This is a genomic window from Zhihengliuella sp. (assembly GCF_031178195.1).
In the GTDB taxonomy this organism is placed as follows: Bacteria; Actinomycetota; Actinomycetes; order Actinomycetales; family Micrococcaceae; genus Zhihengliuella.
In genome coordinates this window covers 115,944-141,027 of sequence record NZ_JAPSJL010000007.1, presented here as the reverse complement: position 1 = coordinate 141,027, position 25,084 = coordinate 115,944, and the positions used below count along the sequence as shown (strand labels likewise).

Below are 25,084 nucleotides of genomic sequence, written 5' to 3'. Positions count from 1 at the left end.
ACTCGGACGCCCCGACTGCTAGACGCACCCTCGGGTGCCGACGGCGCGGGGTGGCCGGTGATTCGTGGATTGAGGTAGCGAGGGTGCTCGCGGAGGCGTTTCCGAACGACGCCGCCGTGGAGGCTCGTCCGTCGCGGGCGTTGCCGTCACTCCACTTCCATCGCATGAATGTCCCGGAAGGACCACACGCAACCATGGCCAAGATGATTGCATTTGACGAGGAAGCTCGCCGCGGCCTCGAGCGCGGACTGAACACCCTTGCCGACGCCGTGAAGGTGACGCTGGGCCCGCGCGGCCGCAACGTCGTCCTCGAGAAGAAGTGGGGCGCCCCCACGATCACCAACGACGGCGTCTCCATCGCCAAGGAGATCGAGCTCGACGAGCCGTACGAGAAGATCGGCGCCGAGCTGGTCAAGGAAGTCGCCAAGAAGACCGACGACGTCGCCGGCGACGGCACCACCACCGCCACCGTGCTCGCCCAGGCACTCGTCAAGGAGGGCCTGCGCAACGTCGCCGCCGGCGCCGACCCGCTCTCGCTCAAGCGGGGCATCGAGAAGGCCGTCGAGGCCGTCACCGCCGAGCTCATCGGCTCCGCCAAGGAGATCGAGACCAAGGAGCAGATCGCTGCCACCGCCTCCATCTCGGCCGGCGACACCCAGATCGGCGAGCTGATCGCCGAGGCCCTGGACAAGGTCGGCAAGGAAGGCGTCATCACGGTCGAGGAGTCCAACACCTTCGGCCTGGACCTCGAGCTCACCGAGGGCATGCGCTTCGACAAGGGCTACATCTCCGCCTACTTCGTCTCCGACGCCGAGCGCCAGGAGACCGTGCTGGAGGACCCGTACATCCTCATCGTGAACTCCAAGATCTCCACCATCAAGGACATGGTGGGCATCCTGGAGAAGGTCATGCAGTCGGGCAAGCCGCTGATGATCATCGCCGAGGACGTCGAGGGCGAGGCCCTGGCCACGCTGGTCCTGAACAAGATCCAGGGCCGCTTCAAGTCCGTCGCCGTGAAGGCCCCGGGCTTCGGCGACCGCCGCAAGGCCATGCTCGCCGACATCGCCATCCTCACCGGTGGCCAGGTCATCTCCGAGGAGGTCGGCCTGTCCCTGGACAAGGCCGAGCTGGACATGCTGGGCCAGGCCCGCAAGGTCGTCATCACCAAGGACGAGACCACCATCGTCGAGGGCGCCGGCTCCGCCGAGGAGATCGCCGGCCGGGTCAAGCAGATCCGTGCCGAGATCGCCAACACCGACTCCGACTACGATCGCGAGAAGCTCCAGGAGCGCCTCGCGAAGCTGGCCGGCGGCGTGGCCGTCATCAAGGCCGGTGCCGCCACGGAGGTCGAGCTCAAGGAGCGCAAGCACCGCATCGAGGACGCCGTGCGCAACGCGAAGGCGGCCGTCGAGGAGGGCATCGTCGCCGGCGGCGGCGTCGCCCTCATCCAGGCCGGCGAGCGTGCCTTCGGCAAGCTCGCCCTCGAGGGCGACGAGGCCACCGGCGCGAACATCGTGAAGGTCGCCATCGAGGCCCCGCTGAAGCAGATCGCCTTCAACGCCGGTCTCGAGCCGGGTGTCGTCGCCGACAAGGTCAAGGGCCTCGAGTCCGGCCACGGCCTCAACGCCGCCACCGGTGCGTACGAGGACCTGCTGGCCGCCGGCGTCAACGATCCGGTGAAGGTCACGCGCTCCGCGCTGCAGAACGCTGCCTCGATCGCCGGTCTGTTCCTCACCACCGAGGCCGTCGTGGCCGACAAGCCGGAGGCGAACGCCCCGGCCGGCGGTGGCGACGACATGGGCGGCATGGGCGGCATGGGCGGCTTCTAAGCCCCCGGGCCGATCCAGGACGATCGCCCCACGGGGCGCCGCCTGGACCGTCGGAAGAACGGCAGGGCCGCACACTCCCAGGAGTGTGCGGCCCCGCCGTCGTTTAACCGGGCGTCGTCTCGGGCGGTGGGCCGGCTGTCCCCTCGGGCCCCGCCGACCCGAGCGCGGCGAGCTCCCGGAGGAGGTTCGTTCGGGCCGCGGACTCCCAGAGGCGCCGGCCGGCCGCCGTCCCGAACAGCGGGTCCCGGCCCAGCAGGCCGCGGAGGACCGCGGCCCGGCCCACGGCGAAGTCGGGGTCGGCGACGTGGGCGTAGTCCCGCCGGACCTGGGCCGTGTACCGCTGGTACTCGGCCCAGGGCCGGGCGAGGACCTCCAGATCCGCATCGCAGAGCAGGCGGCCGGCCGCGTCGTCGGCCGCGGGCGCGTGCCGGGCCGTGGTCCGGACCAGTCGGGCGACCTCCGCGGCGTCCACGGCCGGGCTGAGACCCGGCAGCCGGGACACAGCCAGCGCGGCGGAGGCCTCCTCGTCCTGCCCGGGCACGCCGTCGTACACGGCGTCGTGGAACCAGGCGGCCAGGCGGACGTGCAGGAGGAACGTCCGGTCCGTCGTCCCGTCGGCCGCCGCCAGGGTGTCGAGTGCGGTCAGGACCGCGAGCAGGTGGGAGCGCCCGTGGTAGTGCCGGTGCGGCTCGGACCACCGGCGCAGGAGCTCGTCGCGCACGGCGACCGAGCGGTGAGCCGAGCGGTCGCGACCCGGACCGCCCAGGCCCAGTGCATCCCAGCGTCGGCGCAGGACGCCGTCGAGTTTCTCGTCCCGCTGCCGGGCGGGGACCCGGACGCCCGAGCGGATGAGCCGCCGGGCCAGCTCCCGGCCGGAGACCGGGATGGCTCCGAGCGCGACCAGCTGCGCGTAGCGGCGCTCCGGGACGTCGTAGTGGTCCCGGTCGAAGGCCCGCGGCGGCAGCCCGGCACGCTCGGCGAAGGCCTGGAGCTCCTCGACGGACGCATCCGAGACGAGGTGCGAGAACAGGGTGCCGTGCGCCGGCCACGCCGGCGGATCGATATAGAGGGCCACGCCACCCAGAGTACGCCGGGGCCGCCACCCGGACCCCGGGCGGGGGCTGCATGCGCCTAGTAGGTGAACAGCCTCGCGTTGGCCGACTCGACGTCGTCGTACTGCTGCGAGGCCCGGGCCAGCGCCCCGTTGATGGACGCGAGCGATTCCTCGACCCGCACCTGCGTGCCGTGCCAGTCGGCGACGACCGACTGGAAGTTCGTGGCCGCGGCGCCCTGCCAGGTCCCCTCGAGCTCGCGCAGGTTCGCCGTCATGCTCGTGATCTCCGCGCGGAGCCGCTCGACCGTCGCCTGGACCGCCGCGGCCTTGGTGCGCATCTCGGCCGTATTCGCTGCAAACGTGCTCATGGCACTTCCCTTCCACTGCTCCGGCCCTCCACCGGGCCGGTCCTCGTCGCGACCGCGGGGCCGCGGCGGGGCGGATGCCCCACATCCCGAGGCTACGGAGGGCGGTGGGGCACCCGGGGTGGGGCCCGGGACGGTGTGGGCAGCGGGGCCGGTCAGGACGCCTGTGGAGGACGAGTGCCGTCGCCGCCGCGGGCGGCACGCCGGCCGCCCCCGCCGCCGCCCTCGGGCTGGGGCGGATCCAGCTCGTGCTGATCCTCGGCGTGCTCCTCGCCGACGGAGTCGGGCATGGGCTCGTACGGCAGGTGGATGGACAGCGTGGCACCGCCGCCGGGCGTCTCCGAGAGCCGGACCGAGCCGTCGTGCTGGGCGACGATCGCGGCGACGATCGCCAGACCCAGACCGGTGCCGCCGGTCTCGCGGTGCCGCGAGGTGTCGGCGCGGTAGAAGCGCTCGAAGACGCGGGCCGCGTCCTCCTCGGAGATGCCGGGCCCGTGGTCGCGGATCTCGAGCACGGAGTCGGAGCGGCCGTCGATGACGGGCATCGTCCCGACCGCGATCTCGATCGGCGTGCCCTCGGGCGTGTAGCGCAGCGCGTTGGTCATGAGGTTCACCACGACCTGCCGGAGCCGGGACTCGTCGCCGCTCGTGGGAGCGGGGAGGGCGGGACCGCCTTCGAGCCCCACGAGCCGGACCGTGCGGTCGGGGGCGTTGACGCGGGCGTCCTCGACCGCGTCGCTGCCCAGGAGCAGCAGGTCCAGGGGCACCCGCTCGAGCGCGCGCTGCTCGTCCAGGCGCGCGAGCGTGAGCAGATCCTCGACGAGCTGGCCCATGCGCTTCGCCTCGCCCTCGATCCGGCCCATGGCGGAGTCGAGCTGCTCGGGTTCGCGGATGCCGCCGTGCCGGTAGAGCTCGGAGTAGCCGCGGATCGTGACCAGAGGCGTGCGCAGCTCGTGGGAGGCGTCCTGGACGAACCGGCGCATCTTCCGCTCCGAGGCCTCCTGGGCGCGGAACGCATGCTCGATGTGGGCGAGCATCGCGTTGAGGGCGCGCGAGAGCCGTCCGACCTCGGTGTCGTGCGAGGTCTCCTCGACGCGCCGCGAGAGGTCGCCAGCGGCGATCGCCGCGGCCGTGCGCTCGACGCGCACCAGCGGGCGGAACGCCCGGCTCGTCGCCGCGTAGGCCACGAGCGACATCAGCAGGGTGGCCAGCATGCCCGAGGTCACCATCGATCCGGCCGCGTCGGAGACCGTGTGCTCGACGTCGCTCAGCGGCAGCGCGATGGTGATGTAGCCGGCGCCGTTGGCCATGTCGATCATCCGGTACCGCCAGCCCTCGGAGTCCGGCAGGACGCCCGGCGCGGTGAAGGCGAGGTCGTGGACCTCCTTGACCCGTTCGACGTCGACCGGGTCGATCACGGGCTCGTCGTCGCCCTCGACGCCGGGCAGCTCCGCGAGCACCTCGCCGTCCGCGTTGCGCAGGGTGGCGTGGAAGCGGGTGAGCTCCAGGTTCGCCCACATGCGGTACGGGGACGACGGCGACGTGTCCTGGCTCGACTCCTCCTGGTACACCGCATACAGGATGTTCGCCATGGGGCTCGAGTAGCTCGCCAGGTCCTGGTCCATCTGGTCCACCATCGTCAGGCGCAGGGAGAAGGACGCCGTGAAGGTGGTGGCGATGACGCCGACGGTCATCAGCAGCGCCATGAGCGCCACGAGCTTGGACCGCAGCGAGACCTGCCGCAGGAAGCGGGTAGCCGAGCGCAAGGGGTCAGCGGCGGTCGGCGGAGCGCAGCACGTAGCCGACGCCGCGCTTGGTCTGGATCATCGGGGTCCAGTCCTCCTGGGCGTCGATCTTGCGGCGGAGGTAGGAGATGTAGGACTCGACGATCGAGGCGTCGCCGTTGAAGTCGTACTCCCACACATGGTCCAGGATCTGCGCCTTGGACAGCACCCGGTTCGGATTCATCATCAGGTAGCGCAGGAGCTTGAACTCGGTGGGGGACAGATCCACGACGACGCCGGCGCGGCGGACCTCGTGCGCGTCGTCGTCGAGCTCGAGATCATCGACCCGGATGACGGCGCCCTCGTCCTCGAAGGGGTGGGAGCGGCGGAGCACCGCGCGGATACGGGCCACGACCTCGTCGAGGCTGAACGGCTTGGTGACGTAGTCGTCGCCGCCCACCGTCAGGCCCGTGACCTTGTCCTCGGTGTCGTCCCGCGCGGTCAGGAACAGGACGGGGAAGTGCCGACCCGCGGCGCGCAGCTTGCGGGTCACCGTGAACCCGTCCATGTCGGGGAGCATCACGTCCAGCACGGCGAGGTCGGGCTGCTCCGACTCCGCGAGCTCGAGCGCCTCCCGTCCGTTCGCGGCGGCGAAGACCTCGAATCCCGCGAAGCGCAGGGACGTCGCGAGGAGTTCGCGGATGTTCGGCTCATCATCAACAACCAGGAGGCGTGCCTCAGCGCTCTTCTCACTCATGCTCCCAGTGTGGGAGCTCTTTCTGGGAGTTGACTGGACGTTGGATGTGAAGCGCGTCAGTCGTGCTGCCGGCGGCGTCGGCTCCAGCTGACGAGCAGGCTGGCAACCAACAGGGCGAACGCCGCCGGCAGACCGTACAGGCCCACGGCGAAGAAGCCCGGCCAGACGTCGGCACCGGCCGCGTAGCCGACGAGGATGACCGCCAGGCAGATCAGGGAGACGGCGGCGACCGCCACGGCGGCGCGCATGAGGGGGGCGGCGGCCCGCGGCCGCTGCGTCGGCGCTCCCGGGGCCGGGGAGACGGGGTGCGGGGAATCCGGTGTGTTCACGGGTTAAAGGTAGGGGCCTGCCGGGCCGGGTCCAAAAGCCGTGCAGGTCGCCTCGTCCCGCCGCCAGCTCCGGCCACGGCCGCCGGTGACGTACCCTAGAGATACAGACTTCCCCAGCGAGGACGCCGCGACCGAAACGACGAGCGCAGGCGCCGCTGGGAATCCACTGCGCAGGCGGCGCCGAGCACCGCGCCCCGCGCACGACGCAAGAACGAGGGAAGAGACAGTGCCTGTAGGCAAGGTGAAGTGGTACGAGGCCTCCAAGGGATTCGGCTTCGTGGTGGCGGAAGACGGGCAGGAGGTCTACCTGCCCAAGTCGGCACTGCCCAGCGGCGTGGACACGCTGCGGGCCGGGACCCGGCTGGAGTTCGGCATCGCCGAGGGCCGCCGTGGCGCCCAGGCGCTCGCGGTCCGCGTGCTGGACAACGCGCCGTCGGTGGCGCGCGCCCGCCGCAAGCCGGCCGAGGACACAGCGGCCATCGTCGAGGACGTGATCCGTCTGCTCGACGGCATCTCGAACGGGCTGCGCAAGGGTCGCTACCCGGACAGCCGGCAGGGCGCCAAGATCGCCGCCGTCCTCCGGGCCGTCGCCGACGAGCTGGACGCCTGAGCGTGGCACGGACTCCGAAGCTCGACGCCGTGCTGGCCGCGCAGGCGGAGTCCGCCCGTGCGGCTCTGACCGAGCTCGTCCCGCAGGACCAGATCGGCGAGCACGTCCTGGCCTCGGCCGAGGGTGAACGACTGGTCATGCACCGGTTCGAGGCGCGGGTTCCGGGCTACGGCGGCTGGCAGTGGTACGTCACGCTGGCGCGCGGGCCGCGCATGAAGGTCGCGACCGTGTGCGACTCGGGGCTGCTCCCCGGCGACGGCGCCCTCCTGCCACCGGCCTGGGTCCCCTGGGCCGAGCGCGTGGCACCGGAGGAGCTCGAGGCCGAGCGGCTCGCCGAGGCGGCCGAGGCCGCGGCGAACGGCGCCTCCGGTGGCGAGGACACCGAGCAGACCCCGGTGACGGCGCCCTCCGGTGGATCGCCGGAGGACGGCGGCACCGGCGGGGCCGCGGCGGAGGCACCGGAGTCCACGGACGCCGACGACGACGCAGGCCACCGCGGGGACGATTCCGAACCGACCGACGACTCCGGGCCGGACGCCTCCACGCCGGGGGCGGACGGCGAGAGCGATCCGGAGGACGACGCGGATCCGGCGCAGCCCCGCAGGCCCCGCCGCCGTCGTCGCGCACGGCGCGCCACACGCGGTTAGTCGACGGCCCGCCGCGCGCATCCCCGACCGACGTCGGCCGGAACACGCGAGGCTCCACACAGCAGAAGGGGCCCTCGGTGCCCGCTTGGATCCAAGCGGGCACCGAGGGCCCGTCCGCGTCTCCGCCGGAGCGGGCGGCCGGCGGGCTAGAGGTTCTCGAGCACGTAGTCGATGCAGCGCGTCAGCGCGGTGACGTCGTCCGGCTCGATCGCCACGAACGTGGCGATCCGGAGCTGGTTCCGGCCGAGCTTGCGGTACGGCTCGGTGTCGACGATGCCGTTGGCGCGGAGCACCTTCGAGACCGCGGCCGCGTCGACCGATGCGTCGAAGTCGACGGTTGCGATGACGTTCGAGCGGTCCTCGGGGCGAACCACGTACGGGGTCGCCACGGCGGAGGCCTCGGCCCACTCGTAGACGCGGGAGGCCGAGTCGGCGGTCCGGGCGGCCGCCCAGTCGAGGCCGCCGTTGGCGTTGAGCCACTGGACCTGCGCGTCCAGCGTGACCAGGGTGGACAGGCTCGGGGTGTTGTAGGTCTGGTTCTTCGCCGAGTTCTCGATCGCGGTCTGCAGGTTCAGGAAGTCGGGGGTCCAGCGGTCGCTTGCGGCGATGCGCCCGGCGCGCTCCAGCGCGGCCGGCGAGAAGAGCCCGAGCCACAGGCCGCCGTCGGACGCGAAGTTCTTCTGCGGCGCGAAGTAGTAGACGTCCGTCTCGGCGACGTCGACGGCGAGGCCGCCGGCGGCCGAGGTCGCGTCGACGACCACCAGCGAGCCCTCGTCGGCACCGGCGACGCGGCGGACCGGGGCGGCGACCCCGGTGGAGGTCTCGTTCTGCGGCCACGCGTAGACGTCGACGCCCGCCTCGGCCCGCGGCTCCGGGCGGGTGCCGGGCTCGGACGCGATGATGGAGGACGGCTGCAGGAACGGAGCGTTGTCCGTCGCCTTGGCGAACTTGGAGCCGAACTCCCCGAAGGAGAGGTGCTGGGCGCGCTGCTCCACCAGCCCGAACGCCGCGACGTCCCAGAAGGCGGTGGAGCCCCCGACGCCGAGGACCACCTGGTAGCCGTCGGGGGCCCGGAAGAACTCGAGCAGCCCCTCCTGCACCGACTTGACCAGGTTCTTGACCGGGGCCTGGCGGTGCGAGGTCCCCAGCACCGAGGAGCCGGCGGCCAGCAGTGCATCGAGCTGCGCCGGCCGAACCTTGGAGGGGCCGGCGCCGAAGCGGCCGTCCGCGGGGAGGAGGTTGGAGGGGATGGTCAGAGTTTCGCTCACGGTGGCTCCTGCCGTCGGGTACGCCGGGATGTGCGGAATGCGGGCGCGTCGGATGCGGGCATGGCCCGGGCGGATGGCCGACGCGGCGGTCCGCACCCCTCCATAATCGCGCAGGTCACGAGGTTTGCCGGAACCGGACCGCGATTATTAACGCGCGGTAGAGTGGCTGATGCTGCCGCCCTGTCCACGCCTGCTCTGGGAGACCCACCGACGTGACTGATCTGATCGATACCACCGAGATGTACCTCCGCACCGTCCTCGAACTGGAGGAGGAGCGGATCGTCCCGCTGCGAGCCCGCATCGCGGAGCGGCTGGGGCACTCGGGGCCGACGGTCTCCCAGACGGTGGCCCGCATGGAGCGCGACGGGCTCCTGATCGTCTCCGAGGACCGGCATCTGGAGCTCACGCCCGCCGGACGCCAGCTCGCCACCGAGGTGATGCGCAAGCACCGCCTCGCCGAGCGTCTGCTCTCCGACGTGATCGGACTCGACTGGGAGTACGTGCACGACGAGGCCTGCCGCTGGGAGCACGTCATGAGCGAGCGCGTCGAGCGCCGGCTCTATGAACTGCTCGGCCAGCCCTCCGAGTCGCCCTATGGGAACCCGATCCCCGGTCTGGACGCCCTGGGCGGGCCCGAGGCCGGCGACTTCACGGTCGGAGTGCAGAACCTCGACACGGCCCTGGAGGGTGGCGAGGCCGGCCCCGTCCGCATCCTCCGGCTGGCCGAGACCATCCAGGTGGATCCCGTGCTCCTGGCGCAGCTGAACGACGGCGGCATCCGGCCCGGGGCGAGCGTGACCCTGGAGCGCGCGGGGGAGTACGTGGTGGTCCGGGTGGAGGGGATCGAGGGCGCCCTCGAGCTGCCCCACGAGGTCAGCGCCCACGTCTTCGTGGAGTCCCGTGCCGTGGCGCCGCAGGCCTGATAACGAAGGCAGTCCTTCAGACGAGGTTATCCACAAGATTAGATAACGAAATTGTAACTGTCGGCGCCCTCCTGTAGTCTCGTAGAGGCTCAGAACGATTTCTGACACCACGACTCGCTTCTGCATCCACCTGCCAGCGGGTCACCCAAACCCACACGACAGGCAGGGCGGGGAAGCTGTTCTCTCCCGGATCCGCGCGTCCCAGCGCGGCCATCCACCGGGTCAGCCACCTACGTCCCCGGGATACCGCTGCGCCCTCGCGCCCGTGCCCCGGGACGACTCCGCCAGTGCAGCGAGAGGTACTTTGACATTGACTACGCAGACGACACGCGGCCCCGTGACCGCCTCGCTTGATGCGGTGAACGAACCCGTCGAGGACGCGCCCGCCGCATCCGAGCAGCCGCTGCGTCGTCCCCGTGGATCCGAGCGGCGCCGTCTGCTCCAGCAGGAGACCGCCTGCGCGGCCCCCGCCGAGGCGGACTACATCGGCCGGCGCTACGCCCGTGACCTGCGCTACAGCGCGGCGACGACGGACGAGCTCGCGGCGCTCCTGGCCGGACGCGAGGCCGCCGCTGGCGACGTCGTCGACCTGGCGGCGCACCGGATCGACCGCCCGGTCGCCGCACCGGCCCGCCGGGGCGTGGCCCTGAGCCACAAGTTCGCCGCCGCCGCCGCAGTCTCCGGCATCGCGCTCACCGCGGCGTGGCCGCAGATCTCGAGCGAGGCGCAGGACGCCGGGATCGAGGTCGCCGGGAGCCCGGCCGGGGCCGCCGAGGTCGAGGACGTCGTCGTCGCCGCGGACGCGCCGTACGAGCTGGAGATGGCCTCGATCCAGGCCTCGTTCACGGAGGACGACCGGCTCGACCAGATCATGGCCGCCTCGGGCGGCGACGTGACCCGCGTCGAGACCGGCGGAGTGCTGGCTCAGCCGCTGGACCAGGTCCGGATCACGTCCCGCTTCGGACTGCGCGCGGACCCCTGGGGCGGTGGCGGCACCGTCAACCACATCGGCCAGGACTACGGTGCGGCCTGCGGCACGCCCGTGAAGGCCGCTGCCTCGGGGACCGTGGTGCAGGCCGGCTATGCCGGTCACTCCGGGAACCGGGTGCGGATCGACCACGGCAACGGCCTGGAGACCACGTACAACCACAACTCGTCGTTGAAGGTGGCGGTGGGCCAGAAGGTGGACCGCGGCGACGTGGTCTCGCTCAGCGGCACCACCGGGAACTCGACCGGATGCCACCTCCACTTCGAGGTGCTCGTCGACGGCACCGCGGTGGACCCGGCCGGCTGGCTGTAAGCTTCCTCGCAAATCGAGACCGAATCTAGACACTCCCGTGACCTTAACGTGACATTCGGTCTGGATTCCGATAACTTTGATCAAGTGCTGAGCCTCCCGCGGGCTCAACACCCTCGGACGGAGTGCCAAGCACTGCCACCGACCGAGGTCCGTTCGTATCTAACCGCATGGCAGTGGCGGGGGAACCAAACCGGAGCCGGAAACGGCTCCCGGGGCCGAGAGGCCCTTGGGGTTAAGCGTGGATCGAGACTCTCGATCGACGCCGAGTGACTCCCACTCGAACCCGACAGCTCACCTCGTAGGCATAGGGAGAGGTACAACTTTGTCCAAGCGTCAAGCTCTGGGTCGCCACCGCGCGGCTCCCGTTCGCAGCAACCCGCTCGAAGGCCTGTCGAAGGCCGTCGCGTCCAACGCCGGCTCCGTCGGCCGCCAGGCCGCCGTCATCGCAGCCGCCTCCGGTCTCGTCCTGACCGTCGGCGTCCCGGCCCAGGCCAACCAGACCACCCGTGAGGCCGCCAGTGCCCCGGTCGAGGCCCTCCCGGTCGAGCGCACCGCGGTCTCCGCCGTGACCGTCTCCGCCAAGGCCGTCGAGGACTTCGAGGTCGAGCGCGCCTTCGTCGAGTCCGCACCGGCCCCCGAGCCGGAGCCCGTGGTCGTCGCCACCGCCGAGACCGTCGAGGAGACGCCGGCCCAGACCGCCTCCTCCGAGTCCTCGGACGACGACGCCCGCTACGCCGCGACCACGCGTCAGAACGTCGGCTCCCAGCAGCAGGCCGCCGCTGAGCCGGCAGCCGAGCCGAAGGCCGAGGTCGCCGAGTCCGCTCCGAGCGCCGGCCTCTCCGGCATCGCCGCCACGGCCGCCCAGTACGTCGGCGCCCCCTACGTCTGGGGCGGCAACACCCCGGCCGGCTGGGACTGCTCCGGCTTCATCAAGTACGTCTACGCCCAGCACGGCATCGACGTCGCCCGCGGCACCTCCGCGCTGCTGAGCTCCGGCCAGTTCGTCCGCACCAGCAACCCGAAGCCGGGCGACCTGGTGTTCCAGAACGGTGGCGGCCACGTCGGCATCTACCTCGGCGGCGGCAAGATCGTCGGTGCGCAGAACCCGTCCGTCGGCACGGTCATCCGCCCGGCCGACAGCCCGTACGGCCCGCTCTACGGCTACTACACGCTGGCCCGCTAGAGCCCGCAAGCCCTGTCACAGGAGCCCATCCGCGCATGCGGATGGGCTCCTGTGCTTTCCCGGACGTGCCGGCCGGCCGCCACCGTGTGACCCGCCTCCCCGCGCAGGCGACGCGGCGACGTCGGCGCAGCATCGAGGGGATGAACGATGCGCGACGGGCCGGTGGCACGACCCGCCCCTGTGACGCCCGACACGTCCTACGGCGGGGAATCCGGTTACCCTGAAGAGGCGAAGAAACACGTGACACGCCGCCGGAGGGGCCGCGGCCCCTCCCGCAAGGCGTTCGGACGTAAGGAACGCGTATGCGCACGCTAGTACTGAATGCAGGATACGAGCCGCTCGCGGTCGTGACGTTCCGCCGCGCGTTGCTGCTGGTGCTGACCGGCAAAGCGAGCATCCTCGCCGAGGACCCCTCGCCGGTCGTCGGCCCCAACGAGGTGGTCAGCCGGCCGTCGGTCATCCTCCTGCACCGCTACATCAAGATCCCCTACCGCGGTCCCGCCACCGTGACGCGGCGCGGCGTCCTGCGCCGGGACGGCTACCGTTGCGCCTACTGCGGCCGCAACGCCGCCACGGTGGATCACATCCACCCCCGGTCGCTCGGCGGCGCGGACAGCTGGGAGAATCTCGTCGCGTGCTGCCTGGACTGCAACGGCCGGAAGGGCAACCGCACGCTGTCCCAGCTGGGCTGGAAGCTCAAGACCCGGCCGACCGCACCGCGCGGCCCGGCCTGCTACATCCGCGACCTCGACCGGCCCGTGGAGGCCTGGGACCCGTTCCTGCAGAGCGCGGCCGCCTAGTGCGGCCGTGGATCGAGTCCGTCGTCCTGCTCGCCGGCGGCCGCGGCAGCCGCCTCGGCGGCGCCTGGAAGGCGCTCCTCGTGCACGACGGCGCCACGCTCCTCTCGAACGCCCTCGGCGCCCTGGCGGGCCATCTGCCCCACGCGCGCGTCGTCGTCGTCGGGCCGGACGCGCTGCAGCCCGCCCTCGCCGCGTGCCCGCACGGATCCCACGTGCGCCTCACGCGGGAGGAGCCGCCCTTCGCCGGCCCGCTGGCGGCCGTCGCCGCCGGGGTCGCGGCGGCGGAGTCGGCCGCGGGTCCGGTGGCCGACCCGGCACCGGACGCGGCGCTGCCCGGACCGGCGCTGACGCTGCTCCTCGCGGTCGACTACATCCATCCGGAGGGCATCGTCGCCGCACTGGCCGGTCAGGCGGCCGGCCTGCTCGCGGCCGGCCACTCGGCCGACGCCTCCGGCGCGCCGGGTCCTGACGCGCTCGTGCCCCTCGACGCGTCGGGCCGGCAGCAGCCGCTGGCGTCGCTGTGGCGCAGCGACTCCCTGCGCCGGGCGCTCGAGGCGGCGGCCGTGCCGGCGTCCGGAACCGAGGCGGCGGTCCCGCTCTCCGCCCGGCTGGCCGACGCGCCGATGCGCCGGATCACCCGGGCCGACGGCGTCGTCGTCCGCAGCTGGAGGACCGCGGACGCGCAGCTCTTCGACGACGTCGACACATGGGAGGACGCGGCGGCGAACGGGATCGGGCGCGGGTCCGCGTGAGGTAACGTCTTCCCGAGATCCGCAGGAGGAACGCATGAGTGACCACCCCGAACTGGAGCAGTGGGCCGACCGGCTGCAGGCTGCCTACGACATCCCGGACGCCCCCGTGGACATCGACAGGATCCTGTCGCTCGCCGGCGAGGCCGCCCACACGATCACGCGGCCGGCCGCGCCCGTGACCACCTACATCGCCGGTTTCGCGGCGGGCCTGGCCGCCGGGCACCAGACCGCCAGCGAGCAGAAGGCCGCCGCGGCGGCGGACCTCGTCGCGCGGCAGCTCCTGGCCGAGATCCGGGACGCCGACGACGCCGGGCCGGACAGCGAAGCGCCGCGTGGGCGGTAGCCCCTGGCCGGCGGCCCGCGCCGCCGCCTACCGGGCGGGGACGGAGCTCGCCGCGACGCTCGGGGACGCCCGATCCGGCCGGCCCCGCAGCACGTGGGTCCCCGTGCGCGAGTGCGTCGGCAGCGTCTGCGCCGAGGACGTCCGCGCCCCGATGGACCTCCCCCACTTCGTCTCGTCCGCCATGGACGGGTGGGCGGTCGCCGGACCGCCGCCGTGGCGCCTCGTCCCCGGAGGACCGCCGCGCCGGCCGACGCCGCTGGAGACCGGCACCGCGGCCCCCGTGCTCACCGGCGCCCCGCTGCCTGCGGGCACGACGGCGGTGCTCCGCTCCGAGCGCGGCGAGGCCGCAGACGGGTTGCTCCGGGCGACGGAGGCGGTCCCGGACGGCGCCGACATCCGCCCCGCCGGCCGCGAGGCCTCCCGCGGCGACCTGCTCGTCCCGGCCGGGACCCGGCTCACCCCGGCGCATGCGGCCGCCGCGTCCGTCGCCGGCATCGACGCGGTGCGCGCCGCCGTCGCGCCCCGGGTCCGACTGGTCCTGACGGGCGACGAGGTGGTCGAGGCGGGGATCCCGGAGCCCGGCTACGTCCGCGACGCCTTCCAGCCGCTCCTGCCGGCCGCCGTCGCCGGCCTCGGCGGCGACGTCCGGGAGGTGGTCCGGATCGGCGACGACCGCCGGCGCACCGACGAGGAGGTCGCCGCGGACGCCGACGTCGTGATCCTCACCGGCGGCACCGGCCGCTCCGCGGCGGACCATGTCCGGGCGGCCCTCGAGGCCATGGGCGCCGAGCTCGTCGTCGACCAGATCGACATGCGCCCCGGGCACCCGGCCGTGCTGGCGCGCCGGAACGACGGCGCCCTGCTCGTCGCCCTCCCAGGCAACCCGCTCGCCGCCGTCGCCGCCCTGCTCACGCTCGCCGGCCCCGCCCTCGCCGGTGCCACGGGCCGTCCCGAGGAGCCCCCGCGGTGGGCCGCCGCTGCGGAGCCCCACGCGCCGTTGCCGGGCCGGCACCGGCTCATCCCGGCGGCGCTGGCCGACGACGCGACTGGTCGACTTCTCTCCTGCGACCGCACCGGCCCGGGAATGATGCGCGGGCTGGCCGGAGCCGATGCACTCATGATCGTCCCGCCGGGAGGCGTCGAGGACGGGGACCCCGTAGAGTTCCTCCCGCTACCGTGGAGCACACGCTAGGAGGACGCATGCCACGCAAGATCGCACGACGCCGGGTGACGAGGCTCTTCCTCGACGATCCCGGCCGCCGCCGCGAGGAGACCCTCGCCGCGGAGGAGCCGCTCGAGATCCGGCTCGGCCACAAGGCCTTCAGCGTCACCATGCGCACCCCGGGGGACGACTTCGACCTGGTGGCCGGCTTCCTGACAGGCGAGGGCGTCCTCTGCGCGGAGGAGGACCTCGTCAGCATGCGCTTCTGCGCGGGCGAGGACGAGGACGGCCGGCAGACGTTCAACGTCGTGGAGGCGCAGCTCTCGGCGACGGCCGTACCGCCGGACGCCGGGCTCGAACGCCACGTCTACACCACCAGCTCGTGCGGCATCTGCGGCACGGCGTCGATCGACGCGGTGGCGAAGGCCGCCCGCCTGCCCGGATCCCCGATGCCCGGAGCCCGCATCGACATCGCGACGCTCCTGGCCCTGCCCGACTCCCTGCGCGAGCAGCAGGAGCTGTTCTCCCGGACCGGCGGCGTCCACGCGGCCGGACTCTTCACGATGGACGGCGAGCTGCTGTGCATCCGCGAAGACGTCGGGCGTCACAATGCGGTCGACAAGGTGATCGGCTGGGCCCTCCGCGAGGGGCGTCTGCCCCTCCACGACGTGGTGCTCCAGGTCTCCGGAAGAGCCTCGTTCGAGCTGGTCCAGAAGGCCCGCATGGCCGGCATCGCCGTCCTCTCCGCGGTGAGCGCCCCGTCCTCGCTCGCCGTCGAGCTCGCGGATCGAGAAGGTGTGACCCTTGCGGCGTTCAGCAGGGGGAGTAGCGTGAATCTATACACACATCCGGATCGGGTCATCCCGGTCTCCAGCTGACTCCGAGGAGGAGCAATGCACCGTCCAGCGCCAGTGGAAGACATCGACGAGGGCAGCATTCAGGTCACGCCGCCCAAGAAGGCGGCAGCCGGCATGAAGGCCGTCATGGTGGCACTGGAGCGCGGGATCGAACAGGCAGGCGTCACGCGCACCATGCGCTCGATGGCGCGCGTCAACCAGCGCAACGGCGTCGACTGCCCGGGCTGCGCGTGGCCGGAGACGACGGGCCGGCGGAAGCCGGCCGAGTTCTGCGAGAACGGGGCGAAGGCGCTCGCCGAGGAGTCGACCCTGCGCACCGTGGATCCGCAGTGGTGGGCCGAGCACCCGATCAGCGACCTACGGGACAAGACCGAGTACTGGCTGGGCAGCCAGGGCCGCATCACGCAGCCCGTGATCATCCGCGAGGGAGAGGACCACTACTCGCCGATCTCCTGGGCGGACGCCTTCGAGACCATCGCCCAGCACATCAACGCCACGACGCCGGACCGCTGCGCGTTCTACACGTCCGGCCGCACGGCGAACGAGACGGCGTTCATGTACCAGCTGTTCGCCCGCTCGATCGGCACGAACAACCTGCCGGACTGCTCCAACATGTGCCACGAGTCCTCCGGATCGGCCCTCGCGCCGACCATCGGGATCGGCAAGGGCACGGTCCTGCTGGACGACTTCGAGCACGCGGACGTCATCATGGTGGTCGGCCAGAACCCGGGCACGAACCACCCGCGCATGCTCTCCGCCCTCGCCGAGGCGCGGAAGAAGGGCGCGAAGGTGGTGTCCGTCAACCCGCTGCCCGAGGCGGGACTCTTCACCTTCAAGGACCCCCAGTCCGTCAGCGGGATGCTCGGGAGCGGCGACACGATCTCCGACGAGTTCCTGCAGATCCGGATCGGTGGCGACCTCGCCCTGTTCCAGGCGCTGGGCCACCTGCTGCTCCAGGAGGAGGAGCGCGCCCCGGGCACCGTCGTCGACCACGAGTTCGTCGAGCGCAACACCGCCGGCTTCGAGGCGTACCGGCAGGCGCGGGCCGAGATCGACTGGGACGCCACCGAGGAGGCCACGGGCCTGTCCCGCCTGGAGATCTCCGCGCTGGCGAACATGCTGGCGAAGTCCAAGGGCACGATCATCTGCTGGGCGCTGGGCCTGACTCAGCAGCCGCACTCGGTCAACACGATCAAGGAGATCATCAACGTCCTGCTCCTGCAGGGCAACTTCGGCAAGCCGGGCGCCGGGGCCTGCCCCGTGCGCGGCCACTCGAACGTCCAGGGCGACCGCACCATGGGCGTGTGGGAGCGGATGTCCGACGCGTGGCTGGACCGGCTCGACGCGGAGTTCGGCATCCAGAGCCCGCGCGAGCACGGGTACGACTCCGTGGCGACGCAGGAGGCCTTCGAGCGCGGGGACATCGACGTCTTCGTGTCGATGGGCGGCAACTTCTCCCTCGCCGGCTCGGACACGGACGCCCTCGAGGCCGCGATGCAGCGCGCCGGGCTGACGGTGCACATCTCCACCAAGCCCAACCGCTCGCACGTGGTGCACGGGAAGACGTCCATCATCCTCCCGACGCTCGGCCGTACCGACAAGGACGACAAGCACCCGGGCGGGGCGCAGTTCCTCACGGTCGAGGACTCGATGTCCACCATCAAGACGACGCAGGGCCGCCTGGCGCCCGTCTCCGAGCACCTCCTGGCCGAGCCCGTGATCGTCGCGCGCATGGCCGAGGCGACGCTCGGAGCGGACCATCCCGTCGACTGGCGCGCGATGGCGGAGGACTACGACGTCATCCGCGACCACATAGCGAACGTCATCCCGGGCTTCGAGGACTTCAACCGGCGCATCAAGCACCGCAACGGCTTCGTGCTGCCCAACCCGCCGCGCGACACGCGGTCCTTCGCCACGGAGTCCGGCAAGGGCCTCTTCAGCGTGAGCCCGCTCGAGTACCTCAAGGCGCCCGAGGACCACCTGGTCCTGCAGACGATGCGCAGCCACGACCAGTTCAACACCACGTTCTACGGGCTGGACGACCGCTACCGGGGCATCAAGAACGCCCGCCGCGTCATCCTGGTCAACCCCGAGGACCTGGAGCGGCTCGGCTTCGAGGACCGCCAGCTGGTCGACGTCATCTCCGTCTTCAAGGGCGGTCGCGAGGGCGGCGAGGAGCGCCGGGCGAACCAGTTCCGGCTGGTCTCCTACCCGACGCCGCGCGGGTGCGCCGCGGCCTACTACCCGGAGGCCAACGCGCTGGTGCACCGCGAGCTGGTCGCCCGCGAGTCCAACACCCCCGGCTACAAGGCGATGATGGTCCGCTTCGTGCCGTCCACGGGGCAGCCGAGCCCGGCGCTGGACCCGGAGAAGGCGGACGCCTCCTCCTGATCCCGCCCGATCCTGACCGAGGGGCCCGTGCGCGCTGCGCTCGGGCCCCTCGGCCTCCCGGCCCGCGGACGACGACTCCGATGCGCCGCCCGCGGGTGCGGGGGACCCGCGCGCCACTCCGGGGGACCGTCACGGTAGTGTGCCGTCCGTGAGCATGGAACACGCCGCGTACGGCACCCTCTACCGCCTGACCAAGGACAAGTCGTCCCCGATCTCCCCGCAGACCCCGCGCCGGGTCCTCGGGTTCGCACGGCAGTACGGCACGCGGCTCGTCCTCTTCATCGTCGTCTCGGTCGTCGCCGCCGTGCTCGCCGTCGCGACGCCGGTGCTCGCCGGGCGCGTCATCGACGCGATCGTCGCGGGCGGCCCGTTCTCCGCGATCGCGGCGCTGGCCGGGTTGATCGCGCTCGTGGCGCTCGCCGAGGCCGGCGTCTCGATCCTCTCGCGCTGGCTCTCGTCGTCGCTCGGGGAGCAGGTCATCTACGATCTGCGCACCGCCGTGTTCGACCACGTCCAGCGCATGCCTGTGGCGTTCTTCACGAGGACCCGCACGGGGGCGCTCGTCTCCCGCCTGAACAACGACGTCATCGGCGCCCAGGCCGCCTTCGCCGGGACGCTCTCGTCCGTGGTGAGCAACGTCGTCGCACTGGTCCTGACGGCCGCCGTCATGTTCTCCACCTCCTGGCAGGTGACCCTGCTGGCGATCGTCATGCTCCCGGTCTTCCTGATCCCGGCGCGGCGGATGGGCCGCAGCATCGCCGAGCTGCGCCGCGAGGCCGCCAACCACAACGCCGACATGGGCACCCAGATGACGGAGCGCTTCAGCGCGCCCGGAGCGACGCTTGTGAAGCTGTTCGGCCGCCCCGACGCCGAGTCCGCGGAGTTCGCGGCCCGGGCCTCCCGGGTACGGGATATCGGCGTGAAGACCTCGATGCGCCAGCACTACTTCGTCGCGGCGCTGACCCTCGTGGCCGCCCTGGCGCTGGCCCTGGTCTACGGGCTCGGCGGCCTGTACGCGCTGCGCGGCGACCTGGCGGCCGGCGACGTGGTGACCCTGGCGCTGCTGCTCACCCGCCTGTACGTCCCGCTCACCGGGCTCGCCAACGCGCGGGTGGAGATCATGAGCGCGCTGGTGAGCTTCGACCGGGTGTTCGAGATCCTCGACCTCGAGCCGATGATCGCCGAGAAGCCCGACGCCGGCGAGCTGCCGGCCGGGCCCGTCGACGTTCGCTTCGACGACGTGCGCTTCGCCTACCCGAGCGCCGACCAGGTCTCGCTCGCCTCCCTCGAGGACGTGGCCGTGCTGGACCGGCGCGGCGGCGAGGAGGTCCTGCACGGGATCGACTTCCATGTCCCGGCCGGGCAGACGTTCGCCCTCGTCGGCTCGTCGGGCGCCGGCAAGTCGACCTGCGCGCAGCTGCTGACCCGCCTGTACGACGTCGACTCCGGCGCGGTGCGCATCGGCGGCACCGATCTGCGGGACGTGACGTTCGCGTCGCTGCGCGCCACGATCGGCATGGTGACGCAGGACGGGCACCTCTTCCACGACACCATCGCGGCCAATCTGCGGCTCGCGGCGCCCGAGGCCACCGACGAGCAGCTGTGGGAGGCGCTGCGCCGAGCCCGGCTGCAGCCGGTGATCGCCGGCCTGCCCGACGGGCTGGACACCGTGGTGGGGGAGCGCGGCTACCGCCTGTCCGGCGGGGAGCGGCAGCGCATGACCATCGCCCGGCTGCTGCTGGCCGCGCCACGGGTCGTGGTGCTCGATGAGGCGACGGCCGCCCTGGACTCCACCAACGAGGCGGCGGTCCAGGCGGCGCTCTCCGAGGCGCTGGAGGGACGCACCGCCGTCGTCATCGCCCACCGGCTCTCCACCGTCCGCTCGGCGGACCAGATCCTGGTGCTCGAGGACGGGGCGATCATCGAGCGCGGGACCCACTCGGAGCTGCTCGCCCGCGAGGGACGGTACGCGGAGCTCTACCGCACCCAGTTCTCCTGAGCTGCCGGGGACCCCGGTCCGGTCGCGGGGCCCACGCGGGACTAGGCCGCGCCCGCGTCCTCCCGTCCCCGGAGCAACCGCGGCAGCACCTCCTCGCGCAGCAGCGGCGCCAGGTCCGCGCGGTCGAGGGCGTCCTCGGGGCGGACCCAGAGGAGCTCGGCGATCTCCGCCTGCGCTGTGACCTCGGCCGCGGCGATGGGGCCGGCGGCCCCGGCGTCGGCGAGCCGCGCCTCGAAGAGATGGGCGCGCAGCTCCGTGCCCGGCTCGTTCGCGGCCGCGCCCACCCAGAGGCCGTGCGCGACGAGATCGTCGGTCCGGAACGAGAGGCCGAGTTCCTCCCGGACCTCGCGGACGGCGGCCTCCGCCGGCGCCTCGCCCGGTTCCGGCTTGCCGCCGGGCTGCATGAACCTGGCCGTACCGCGCTTGCGGACGAGCAACACGCGCCCCTGGTCGTCGAGGAGCGAGACGGCTGAGACGGAGATGATGGGAGACATGCGGCTCCTTAATTTAGGCGCAACGAATCTACCGGCGAGTAGAGTGGGCAATCGGAGCCATGTTACCCAGCCTCCAGATTTGCCCAAATGGTTGGGTATCGATTTTCTCAAAGAGGCCCTAGAATGTGGCCACAGGGAAGCGCCCGGTCCCGGCGACGCGCCGGCCGATCCAGCACACGGGCGACCACCAGACGTCATAGGCGACGGGTGGGCCACGCGCCCATCAGATATTGGAGTGTGTATGCAGCGGGGTACCAATCTCGGCCGACTCGGCGATTTCAACCAAGCGGTCATCTTCGACTCGATCCGCCGCGCCCCGGACGGCGTCAGCCGCGTCGAGCTCGCGTCGTCGACCGGACTGTCGCCGCAGACGATCTCGAACGTCGTCCGCCGGCTCCTGGACAACGGCTTCGCGCGCGAGGACCGCACGGTCATCTCCGGGCCCGGCAAGCCGCGCACCGTCCTGGAGCTCGAACCTGACCGCCTCCTGGCCGTCGGCGTCCACTTGGACCCGGCCCAGATGACCGTCGTGCTCGTGAACCTCCGCGGCCACGTGCTCGGCAGTCGGCGCTTCGCGGATCACGACATCGACAGCCCCCAGGCCACCATCGGCGTCATGGGCGACACCATCGACGAGCTCATCCGCGACTCCGGCCAGCGCCGCGACCACATCGTGGGCGTGGGAGTGGCGGCGCCCGGGCCGATCGACCCCGACGCCGGCGTGATCGTCACGCCTCCGCTGATGGGAGGCGACTGGCGCTCTGTGGAGATCGTGGAGCCGCTGATGGAGCGGCTCCAGCTGAGCGTCATGCTGGAGAAGGACTCGGTCGCCGCGGCCATCGCGGAGCAGTGGAACGGCGACCAGGACCGGGACCGGAACTTCCTCTCCGTCTACATCGGCACCGGCGTCGGCATCGGCGCGGTGCTCGGCGGCGAGGTGCTGCGCGGAGTCAGCAACAACGCCGGCGAGATCGGCAATGTCGTGGTCCCGGTGCCCGTGCCCGGCTCGGACACGCCCGTCGCGCGCACCTTCGGCGACGCTGTCTCCCACGAGTCGATGCTCGACCTCGCCCGGGCCGCCGGCGTCGACTGCCGCGAGCTCGAGGGCGCCGACACCGTCGGCCAGCGCTCGCAGTTCCTGGGCACCATGGTCCGCCGCGCCCGGGACGGGGACACCGCCGCGCTGGAGGTGCTGACCCGGCTCAACGGCATCTGGTCCTCGCTCGTCGCGCAGCTGGCCAACGTGTACGACGTCGACAAGGTCTTCCTGGGCGGTCCCGTCTGGTCCGAGGCGAGCAGCCTGCTGATCGAGGACGCACGGGAGGCCATCCAGAGCCAGTTCCTCATGAGCAGCGTGCACCGGCTGGACGTGGAGACGTCCTCGCTCGGCCACCACCTGGGCGCGATCGGCGGGGCCTGCGCCGTGCTCGATGCCGCCTTGTCGCCGAAGGCCAGCGCCCTCCTGCTCGGCTGATCGTCCCGACCGTTCGACGGGGGACGCGGAACGCGAGACGGCTCCCGGCCTCGTGCCGGGAGCCGTTCTCCGGGAGGCCGGTCCCGGTTCCTGTGCCCCTGGCCGGAATCGAACCGACGGCCTACCCTTTAGGAGAGGGTCGCTCTATCCAACTGAGCTACAGAGGCGGGCCCGCGGACGGGCGCGGAACCATACTAGCGGTTCGCGGCCCGTTCCTCATGGCGGGACAGTCGGGAGGAGCGCGGAGGCGCCTCCCGCCGTCGTTCCCCGGCGGCAGCGGCCGGCACCACTGCCGGGGTGCCCGGCCCTAGACTGGATCCACCATGGATTTTCTCTTCGACGACTTCGCCGCGCCCGCTCGACGTCCGGCCCCGACGGACGCCGAGGCCCTGCTGGAGAGGCTCAACCCCGAGCAGCTGGAGGCCGTGAAGCACTCCGGATCGCCGCTGCTGATCGTGGCCGGAGCCGGCTCGGGCAAGACCCGGGTGCTGACCCACCGGATCGCCTACCTGCTGGCCACGGGCCGCGCCCGCCCCCACGAGATCCTGGCCATCACCTTCACCAACAAGGCCGCGGCCGAGATGCGCGAGCGGATCTCGGAGCTGGTGGGGGAGGCCGCGGAGAAGATGTGGATCTCCACCTTCCACTCCTCCTGCGTGAAGATCCTGCGGCGCGAGGCAGCCGCCGTCGGGCTGAAGTCCAACTTCTCCATCTACGACGCCGCTGACTCGCTGCGGCTGATCACCATGATCGCGAAGTCGCTGGATCTGGACCCCAAGAAGTTCGCGCCCAAGGCGATCCAGAACAAGATCTCCTCGCTCAAGAACGAGCTGATCGACGACGAGGACTACGTCTCCACCGCCTCGCAGGATCCCTTCAGCCGTGCCGTGTCAGAGGTCTACACCCAGTACACGCAGCGCCTGCGGCAGGCGAACGCCCTGGACTTCGACGACCTGATCGGCCAGGTCGTCCACATGTTCCGGGCGTTCCCGGCCGTCGCGGACAACTACCGGCGCCGCTTCCGCCACGTCCTGGTGGACGAGTACCAGGACACCAACCACGCGCAGTACTCGCTGGTGCGCGAGCTGACCGGCACCGACGGGCCGACGCCCGGAGGCGAGCTGACGGTCGTCGGCGACTCGGACCAGTCGATCTACGCCTTCCGCGGCGCCGACATCCGCAACATCGTCGAGTTCGGCAAGGACTACCCCGACGCGGCGACCATCAAGCTCGAGCAGAACTACCGCTCCACGCAGACCATCCTGTCCGCCGCCAACGCCGTGATCGAGAAGAACCCGGACCGGCCGCCCAAGCGCCTCTGGACCGCAGAGGGCGACGGCGAGCGGATCATCGGCTACGTGGGGGAGTCGGAGCAGGACGAGGCCCGCTGGATCGCCGACGAGATCCTCCGGCTCAACGACGAGGAGGGCATCCGGCCCGGCGACGTGGCGATCTTCTACCGGACCAACGCGCAGTCCCGCTCGCTCGAGGAGCAGCTCATGCGCGTGGACCTGAAGTACAAGGTGGTCGGCGGCACGCGCTTCTACGACCGCAAGGAGGTGAAGGACGCGCTGGCCTACCTGCGCGTCCTCGTCAACCCAGAGGACGACATCAACGTCCGACGGATCCTCAACGAGCCCAAGCGCGGCATCGGCGACCGGGCCGAGTACGCCGTCGCGGCGCTGGCCGGCCGCGACCGGATCAGCTTCATGGAGGCGCTCCGCCGCGCCGACGAGGCCCCCGGCATGGCCACCCGCAGCCTGAACAGCGTCAAGGGGTTCGTGAAGCTGGTCGACGACCTCATGGTCGTCGCCGAGGGCTCCGGTGCCGCGGAGGCCCTCGAGGCGGTCCTGGAGCAGACCGGCTACCTGGAGACGCTCCGGAAGTCGACCGACCCGCAGGACGAGTCGCGGGTCGAGAACCTCGCCGAGCTCGTCGCCGTCGTCCGCGACTACGAGCGCGAGAACCCGGACGGCTCGCTCGAGGCGTTCCTCGAGCAGGTCTCCCTCGTCGCGGACGCGGACCAGATCCCCGAGGCGCCCACCGACGCGGAGGGCGAGGAGATGGCGGCCCGCGAGGGCGTCGTCACCCTGATGACGCTGCACACCGCCAAGGGCCTCGAGTTCCCGGTGGTCTTCCTCACCGGCATGGAGCACGGCATCTTCCCGCACCAGCGGTCCATGACGGACGAGAAGGAGCTCGCGGAGGAGCGTCGGCTCGCCTACGTGGGGCTGACGCGCGCCCGCAAGCGCCTGTACGTCAGCCGCTCCGAGTACCGCAGCCTCTGGGGGCAGTCGCAGTACAACCCCGCCAGCCAGTTCCTGCAGGAGATCCCGGAGCGGCTCCTGGACTGGAAGCGCGAGGGCAGCAGCCGGCCCGCCTTCGCCGCCGGCGGCGGCTTCGGGTCGGGAGGTTTCGGGTCCGGCTTCGGCTCCGGCGGGTTCTCGTCCGGCCGGTACGGCTCCGGCCGGTCCGACGACGCGTCCTCCTGGGGCGCCTCGCGGCCGGTCCGGCGGGCCGGCGACCCGGAGACGGCCACCCTGCGCACCGATGCCACCGCGCGGGCCGGCGGGCGGGGCCGCGTGCAGCAGCAGAAGGAGGTCGTCGCGCTCTCCATCGGCGACCGGGTCCGGCACGCCACCTTCGGGGAGGGGACCGTCATCGCCCTCGAAGGTGCCGGCGACAAGACCGTCGCCAAGGTGACCTTCGCCACGGACGAGAAGCGGCTCCTGCTCCGTTACGCCCCCCTGGAGAAGATCGAGTCGGAGTGATCCCCCGCCAGCGGGCGAGGGGCGCGGCGCACGTCAGCGCCGAGTCGGTGGC

22 protein-coding genes, 1 tRNA gene and 1 riboswitch are annotated in these 25,084 nt (G+C 71.9%); of the genes, 15 read left to right on the top strand and 8 right to left on the bottom strand.

All coding sequences use genetic code 11. The annotated features are described in order from the left end of the window. Positions 1–194 precede the first annotated feature (194 nt). Positions 195–1,829, top strand: coding sequence for a chaperonin GroEL (gene groL, locus RIN46_RS11150; protein WP_309081241.1), 1,635 nt, complete (start codon positions 195–197; stop codon positions 1,827–1,829). 103 nt (positions 1,830–1,932) lie between these two features. Here groL and RIN46_RS11145 read toward each other — a convergent pair whose 3' ends face one another. From RIN46_RS11145 to RIN46_RS11125, 5 genes are all read right to left on the bottom strand, one after another. Beyond that, positions 1,933–2,904 carry a DUF4031 domain-containing protein gene (locus RIN46_RS11145; protein WP_309081240.1) on the bottom strand — a complete coding sequence of 324 codons (972 nt, stop codon included), beginning with the start codon at positions 2,902–2,904 and terminating at the stop codon, positions 1,933–1,935. Between the two features lie 56 nt (positions 2,905–2,960). Next, complete coding sequence (locus tag RIN46_RS11140; RefSeq protein ID WP_309081239.1) at positions 2,961–3,251, bottom strand: WXG100 family type VII secretion target; 291 nt, start codon at positions 3,249–3,251, stop codon at positions 2,961–2,963. Positions 3,252–3,403: 152 nt separating this feature from the next. Then, the gene (locus RIN46_RS11135) at positions 3,404–5,014 is read right to left on the bottom strand and encodes a HAMP domain-containing sensor histidine kinase (protein ID WP_309081238.1); all 1,611 of its coding nucleotides are present in this window, start codon (positions 5,012–5,014) and stop codon (positions 3,404–3,406) included. Between the two features lie 4 nt (positions 5,015–5,018). After that, the gene (locus RIN46_RS11130; protein ID WP_309081237.1) at positions 5,019–5,729 is read right to left on the bottom strand and encodes a response regulator transcription factor; all 711 of its coding nucleotides are present in this window, start codon (positions 5,727–5,729) and stop codon (positions 5,019–5,021) included. A gap of 56 nt (positions 5,730–5,785) precedes the next feature. Then, positions 5,786–6,058 (bottom strand): hypothetical protein, encoded by a 273-nt coding sequence (locus tag RIN46_RS11125; protein WP_309081236.1) that lies wholly within the window; start codon positions 6,056–6,058, stop codon positions 5,786–5,788. A 226-nt stretch (positions 6,059–6,284) separates the two neighbouring features. On the opposite strand from RIN46_RS11125, the gene RIN46_RS11120 reads away from it, so the two are divergent. After that, positions 6,285–6,668, top strand: a complete 384-nt coding sequence (locus tag RIN46_RS11120) for a cold shock domain-containing protein (RefSeq protein WP_309081235.1) — start codon at positions 6,285–6,287, stop codon at positions 6,666–6,668. A gap of 2 nt (positions 6,669–6,670) precedes the next feature. Next, the gene (locus RIN46_RS11115) at positions 6,671–7,315 is read left to right on the top strand and encodes a DUF3027 domain-containing protein (protein WP_309081234.1); all 645 of its coding nucleotides are present in this window, start codon (positions 6,671–6,673) and stop codon (positions 7,313–7,315) included. A 146-nt stretch (positions 7,316–7,461) separates the two neighbouring features. On the opposite strand, the gene serC is transcribed toward RIN46_RS11115, so the two are convergent. Beyond that, positions 7,462–8,583: a phosphoserine transaminase gene (gene serC / locus RIN46_RS11110; protein ID WP_309081233.1), complete on the bottom strand. Its 1,122-nt coding sequence runs from the start codon at positions 8,581–8,583 to the stop codon at positions 7,462–7,464. 212 nt (positions 8,584–8,795) lie between these two features. Here serC and RIN46_RS11105 point away from each other — a divergent pair, with 212 nt between their 5' ends. The 10 genes from RIN46_RS11105 to RIN46_RS11060 all read left to right on the top strand — a co-directional run bounded on the left by RIN46_RS11105 (position 8,796) and on the right by RIN46_RS11060 (position 20,293). Continuing rightward, positions 8,796–9,506, top strand: coding sequence for a metal-dependent transcriptional regulator (locus RIN46_RS11105; RefSeq protein ID WP_309081232.1), 711 nt, complete (start codon positions 8,796–8,798; stop codon positions 9,504–9,506). Positions 9,507–9,864: 358 nt separating this feature from the next. Continuing rightward, positions 9,865–10,806: a M23 family metallopeptidase gene (locus tag RIN46_RS11100; protein WP_309081231.1), complete on the top strand. Its 942-nt coding sequence runs from the start codon at positions 9,865–9,867 to the stop codon at positions 10,804–10,806. 146 nt (positions 10,807–10,952) lie between these two features. After that, a riboswitch (cyclic di-AMP (ydaO/yuaA leader) is annotated at positions 10,953–11,125 on the top strand. A 3-nt stretch (positions 11,126–11,128) separates the two neighbouring features. Continuing rightward, entirely contained in the window at positions 11,129–11,989 is an 861-nt protein-coding gene (locus RIN46_RS11095; protein ID WP_309081230.1) for an NlpC/P60 family protein, read from the top strand. A gap of 302 nt (positions 11,990–12,291) precedes the next feature. Further along, positions 12,292–12,789, top strand: a complete 498-nt coding sequence (locus RIN46_RS11090) for an HNH endonuclease (protein WP_309081229.1) — start codon at positions 12,292–12,294, stop codon at positions 12,787–12,789. Beyond that, positions 12,789–13,541 carry an NTP transferase domain-containing protein gene (locus tag RIN46_RS11085; RefSeq protein ID WP_309081228.1) on the top strand — a complete coding sequence of 251 codons (753 nt, stop codon included), beginning with the start codon at positions 12,789–12,791 and terminating at the stop codon, positions 13,539–13,541. Before RIN46_RS11090 ends, RIN46_RS11085 begins: the two co-directional genes overlap by 1 nt. 34 nt (positions 13,542–13,575) lie before the next feature. Next, positions 13,576–13,884, top strand: coding sequence for a DUF6457 domain-containing protein (locus tag RIN46_RS11080; protein ID WP_309081227.1), 309 nt, complete (start codon positions 13,576–13,578; stop codon positions 13,882–13,884). Next, positions 13,874–15,076, top strand: coding sequence for a molybdopterin molybdotransferase MoeA (locus RIN46_RS11075; protein ID WP_309081226.1), 1,203 nt, complete (start codon positions 13,874–13,876; stop codon positions 15,074–15,076). Before RIN46_RS11080 ends, RIN46_RS11075 begins: the two co-directional genes overlap by 11 nt. 8 nt (positions 15,077–15,084) lie before the next feature. Further along, on the top strand, positions 15,085–15,924 hold the full coding sequence (gene fdhD, locus RIN46_RS11070) for a formate dehydrogenase accessory sulfurtransferase FdhD (RefSeq protein ID WP_309081225.1): 840 nt from the start codon (positions 15,085–15,087) through the stop codon (positions 15,922–15,924). 15 nt (positions 15,925–15,939) lie between these two features. Then, the gene (locus tag RIN46_RS11065) at positions 15,940–18,294 is read left to right on the top strand and encodes an FdhF/YdeP family oxidoreductase (RefSeq protein ID WP_309081224.1); all 2,355 of its coding nucleotides are present in this window, start codon (positions 15,940–15,942) and stop codon (positions 18,292–18,294) included. A gap of 148 nt (positions 18,295–18,442) precedes the next feature. After that, complete coding sequence (locus tag RIN46_RS11060; RefSeq protein ID WP_309081223.1) at positions 18,443–20,293, top strand: ABC transporter ATP-binding protein; 1,851 nt, start codon at positions 18,443–18,445, stop codon at positions 20,291–20,293. A 41-nt stretch (positions 20,294–20,334) separates the two neighbouring features. Here the strand turns inward: RIN46_RS11060 and RIN46_RS11055 are convergent, their stop codons facing one another. Beyond that, on the bottom strand, positions 20,335–20,787 hold the full coding sequence (locus RIN46_RS11055) for an NUDIX domain-containing protein (protein ID WP_309081222.1): 453 nt from the start codon (positions 20,785–20,787) through the stop codon (positions 20,335–20,337). A gap of 241 nt (positions 20,788–21,028) precedes the next feature. Between RIN46_RS11055 and RIN46_RS11050 the strand changes: the two genes are divergently transcribed. Then, positions 21,029–22,261, top strand: a complete 1,233-nt coding sequence (locus tag RIN46_RS11050) for an ROK family transcriptional regulator (RefSeq protein WP_309081221.1) — start codon at positions 21,029–21,031, stop codon at positions 22,259–22,261. A 93-nt stretch (positions 22,262–22,354) separates the two neighbouring features. On the opposite strand, the gene RIN46_RS11045 is transcribed toward RIN46_RS11050, so the two are convergent. Then, positions 22,355–22,428: transfer RNA gene (locus tag RIN46_RS11045), tRNA-Arg, on the bottom strand. A 156-nt stretch (positions 22,429–22,584) separates the two neighbouring features. Here RIN46_RS11045 and pcrA point away from each other — a divergent pair. Then, positions 22,585–25,032, top strand: a complete 2,448-nt coding sequence (gene pcrA / locus RIN46_RS11040) for a DNA helicase PcrA (RefSeq protein ID WP_309081220.1) — start codon at positions 22,585–22,587, stop codon at positions 25,030–25,032. Positions 25,033–25,084 lie beyond the last annotated feature (52 nt).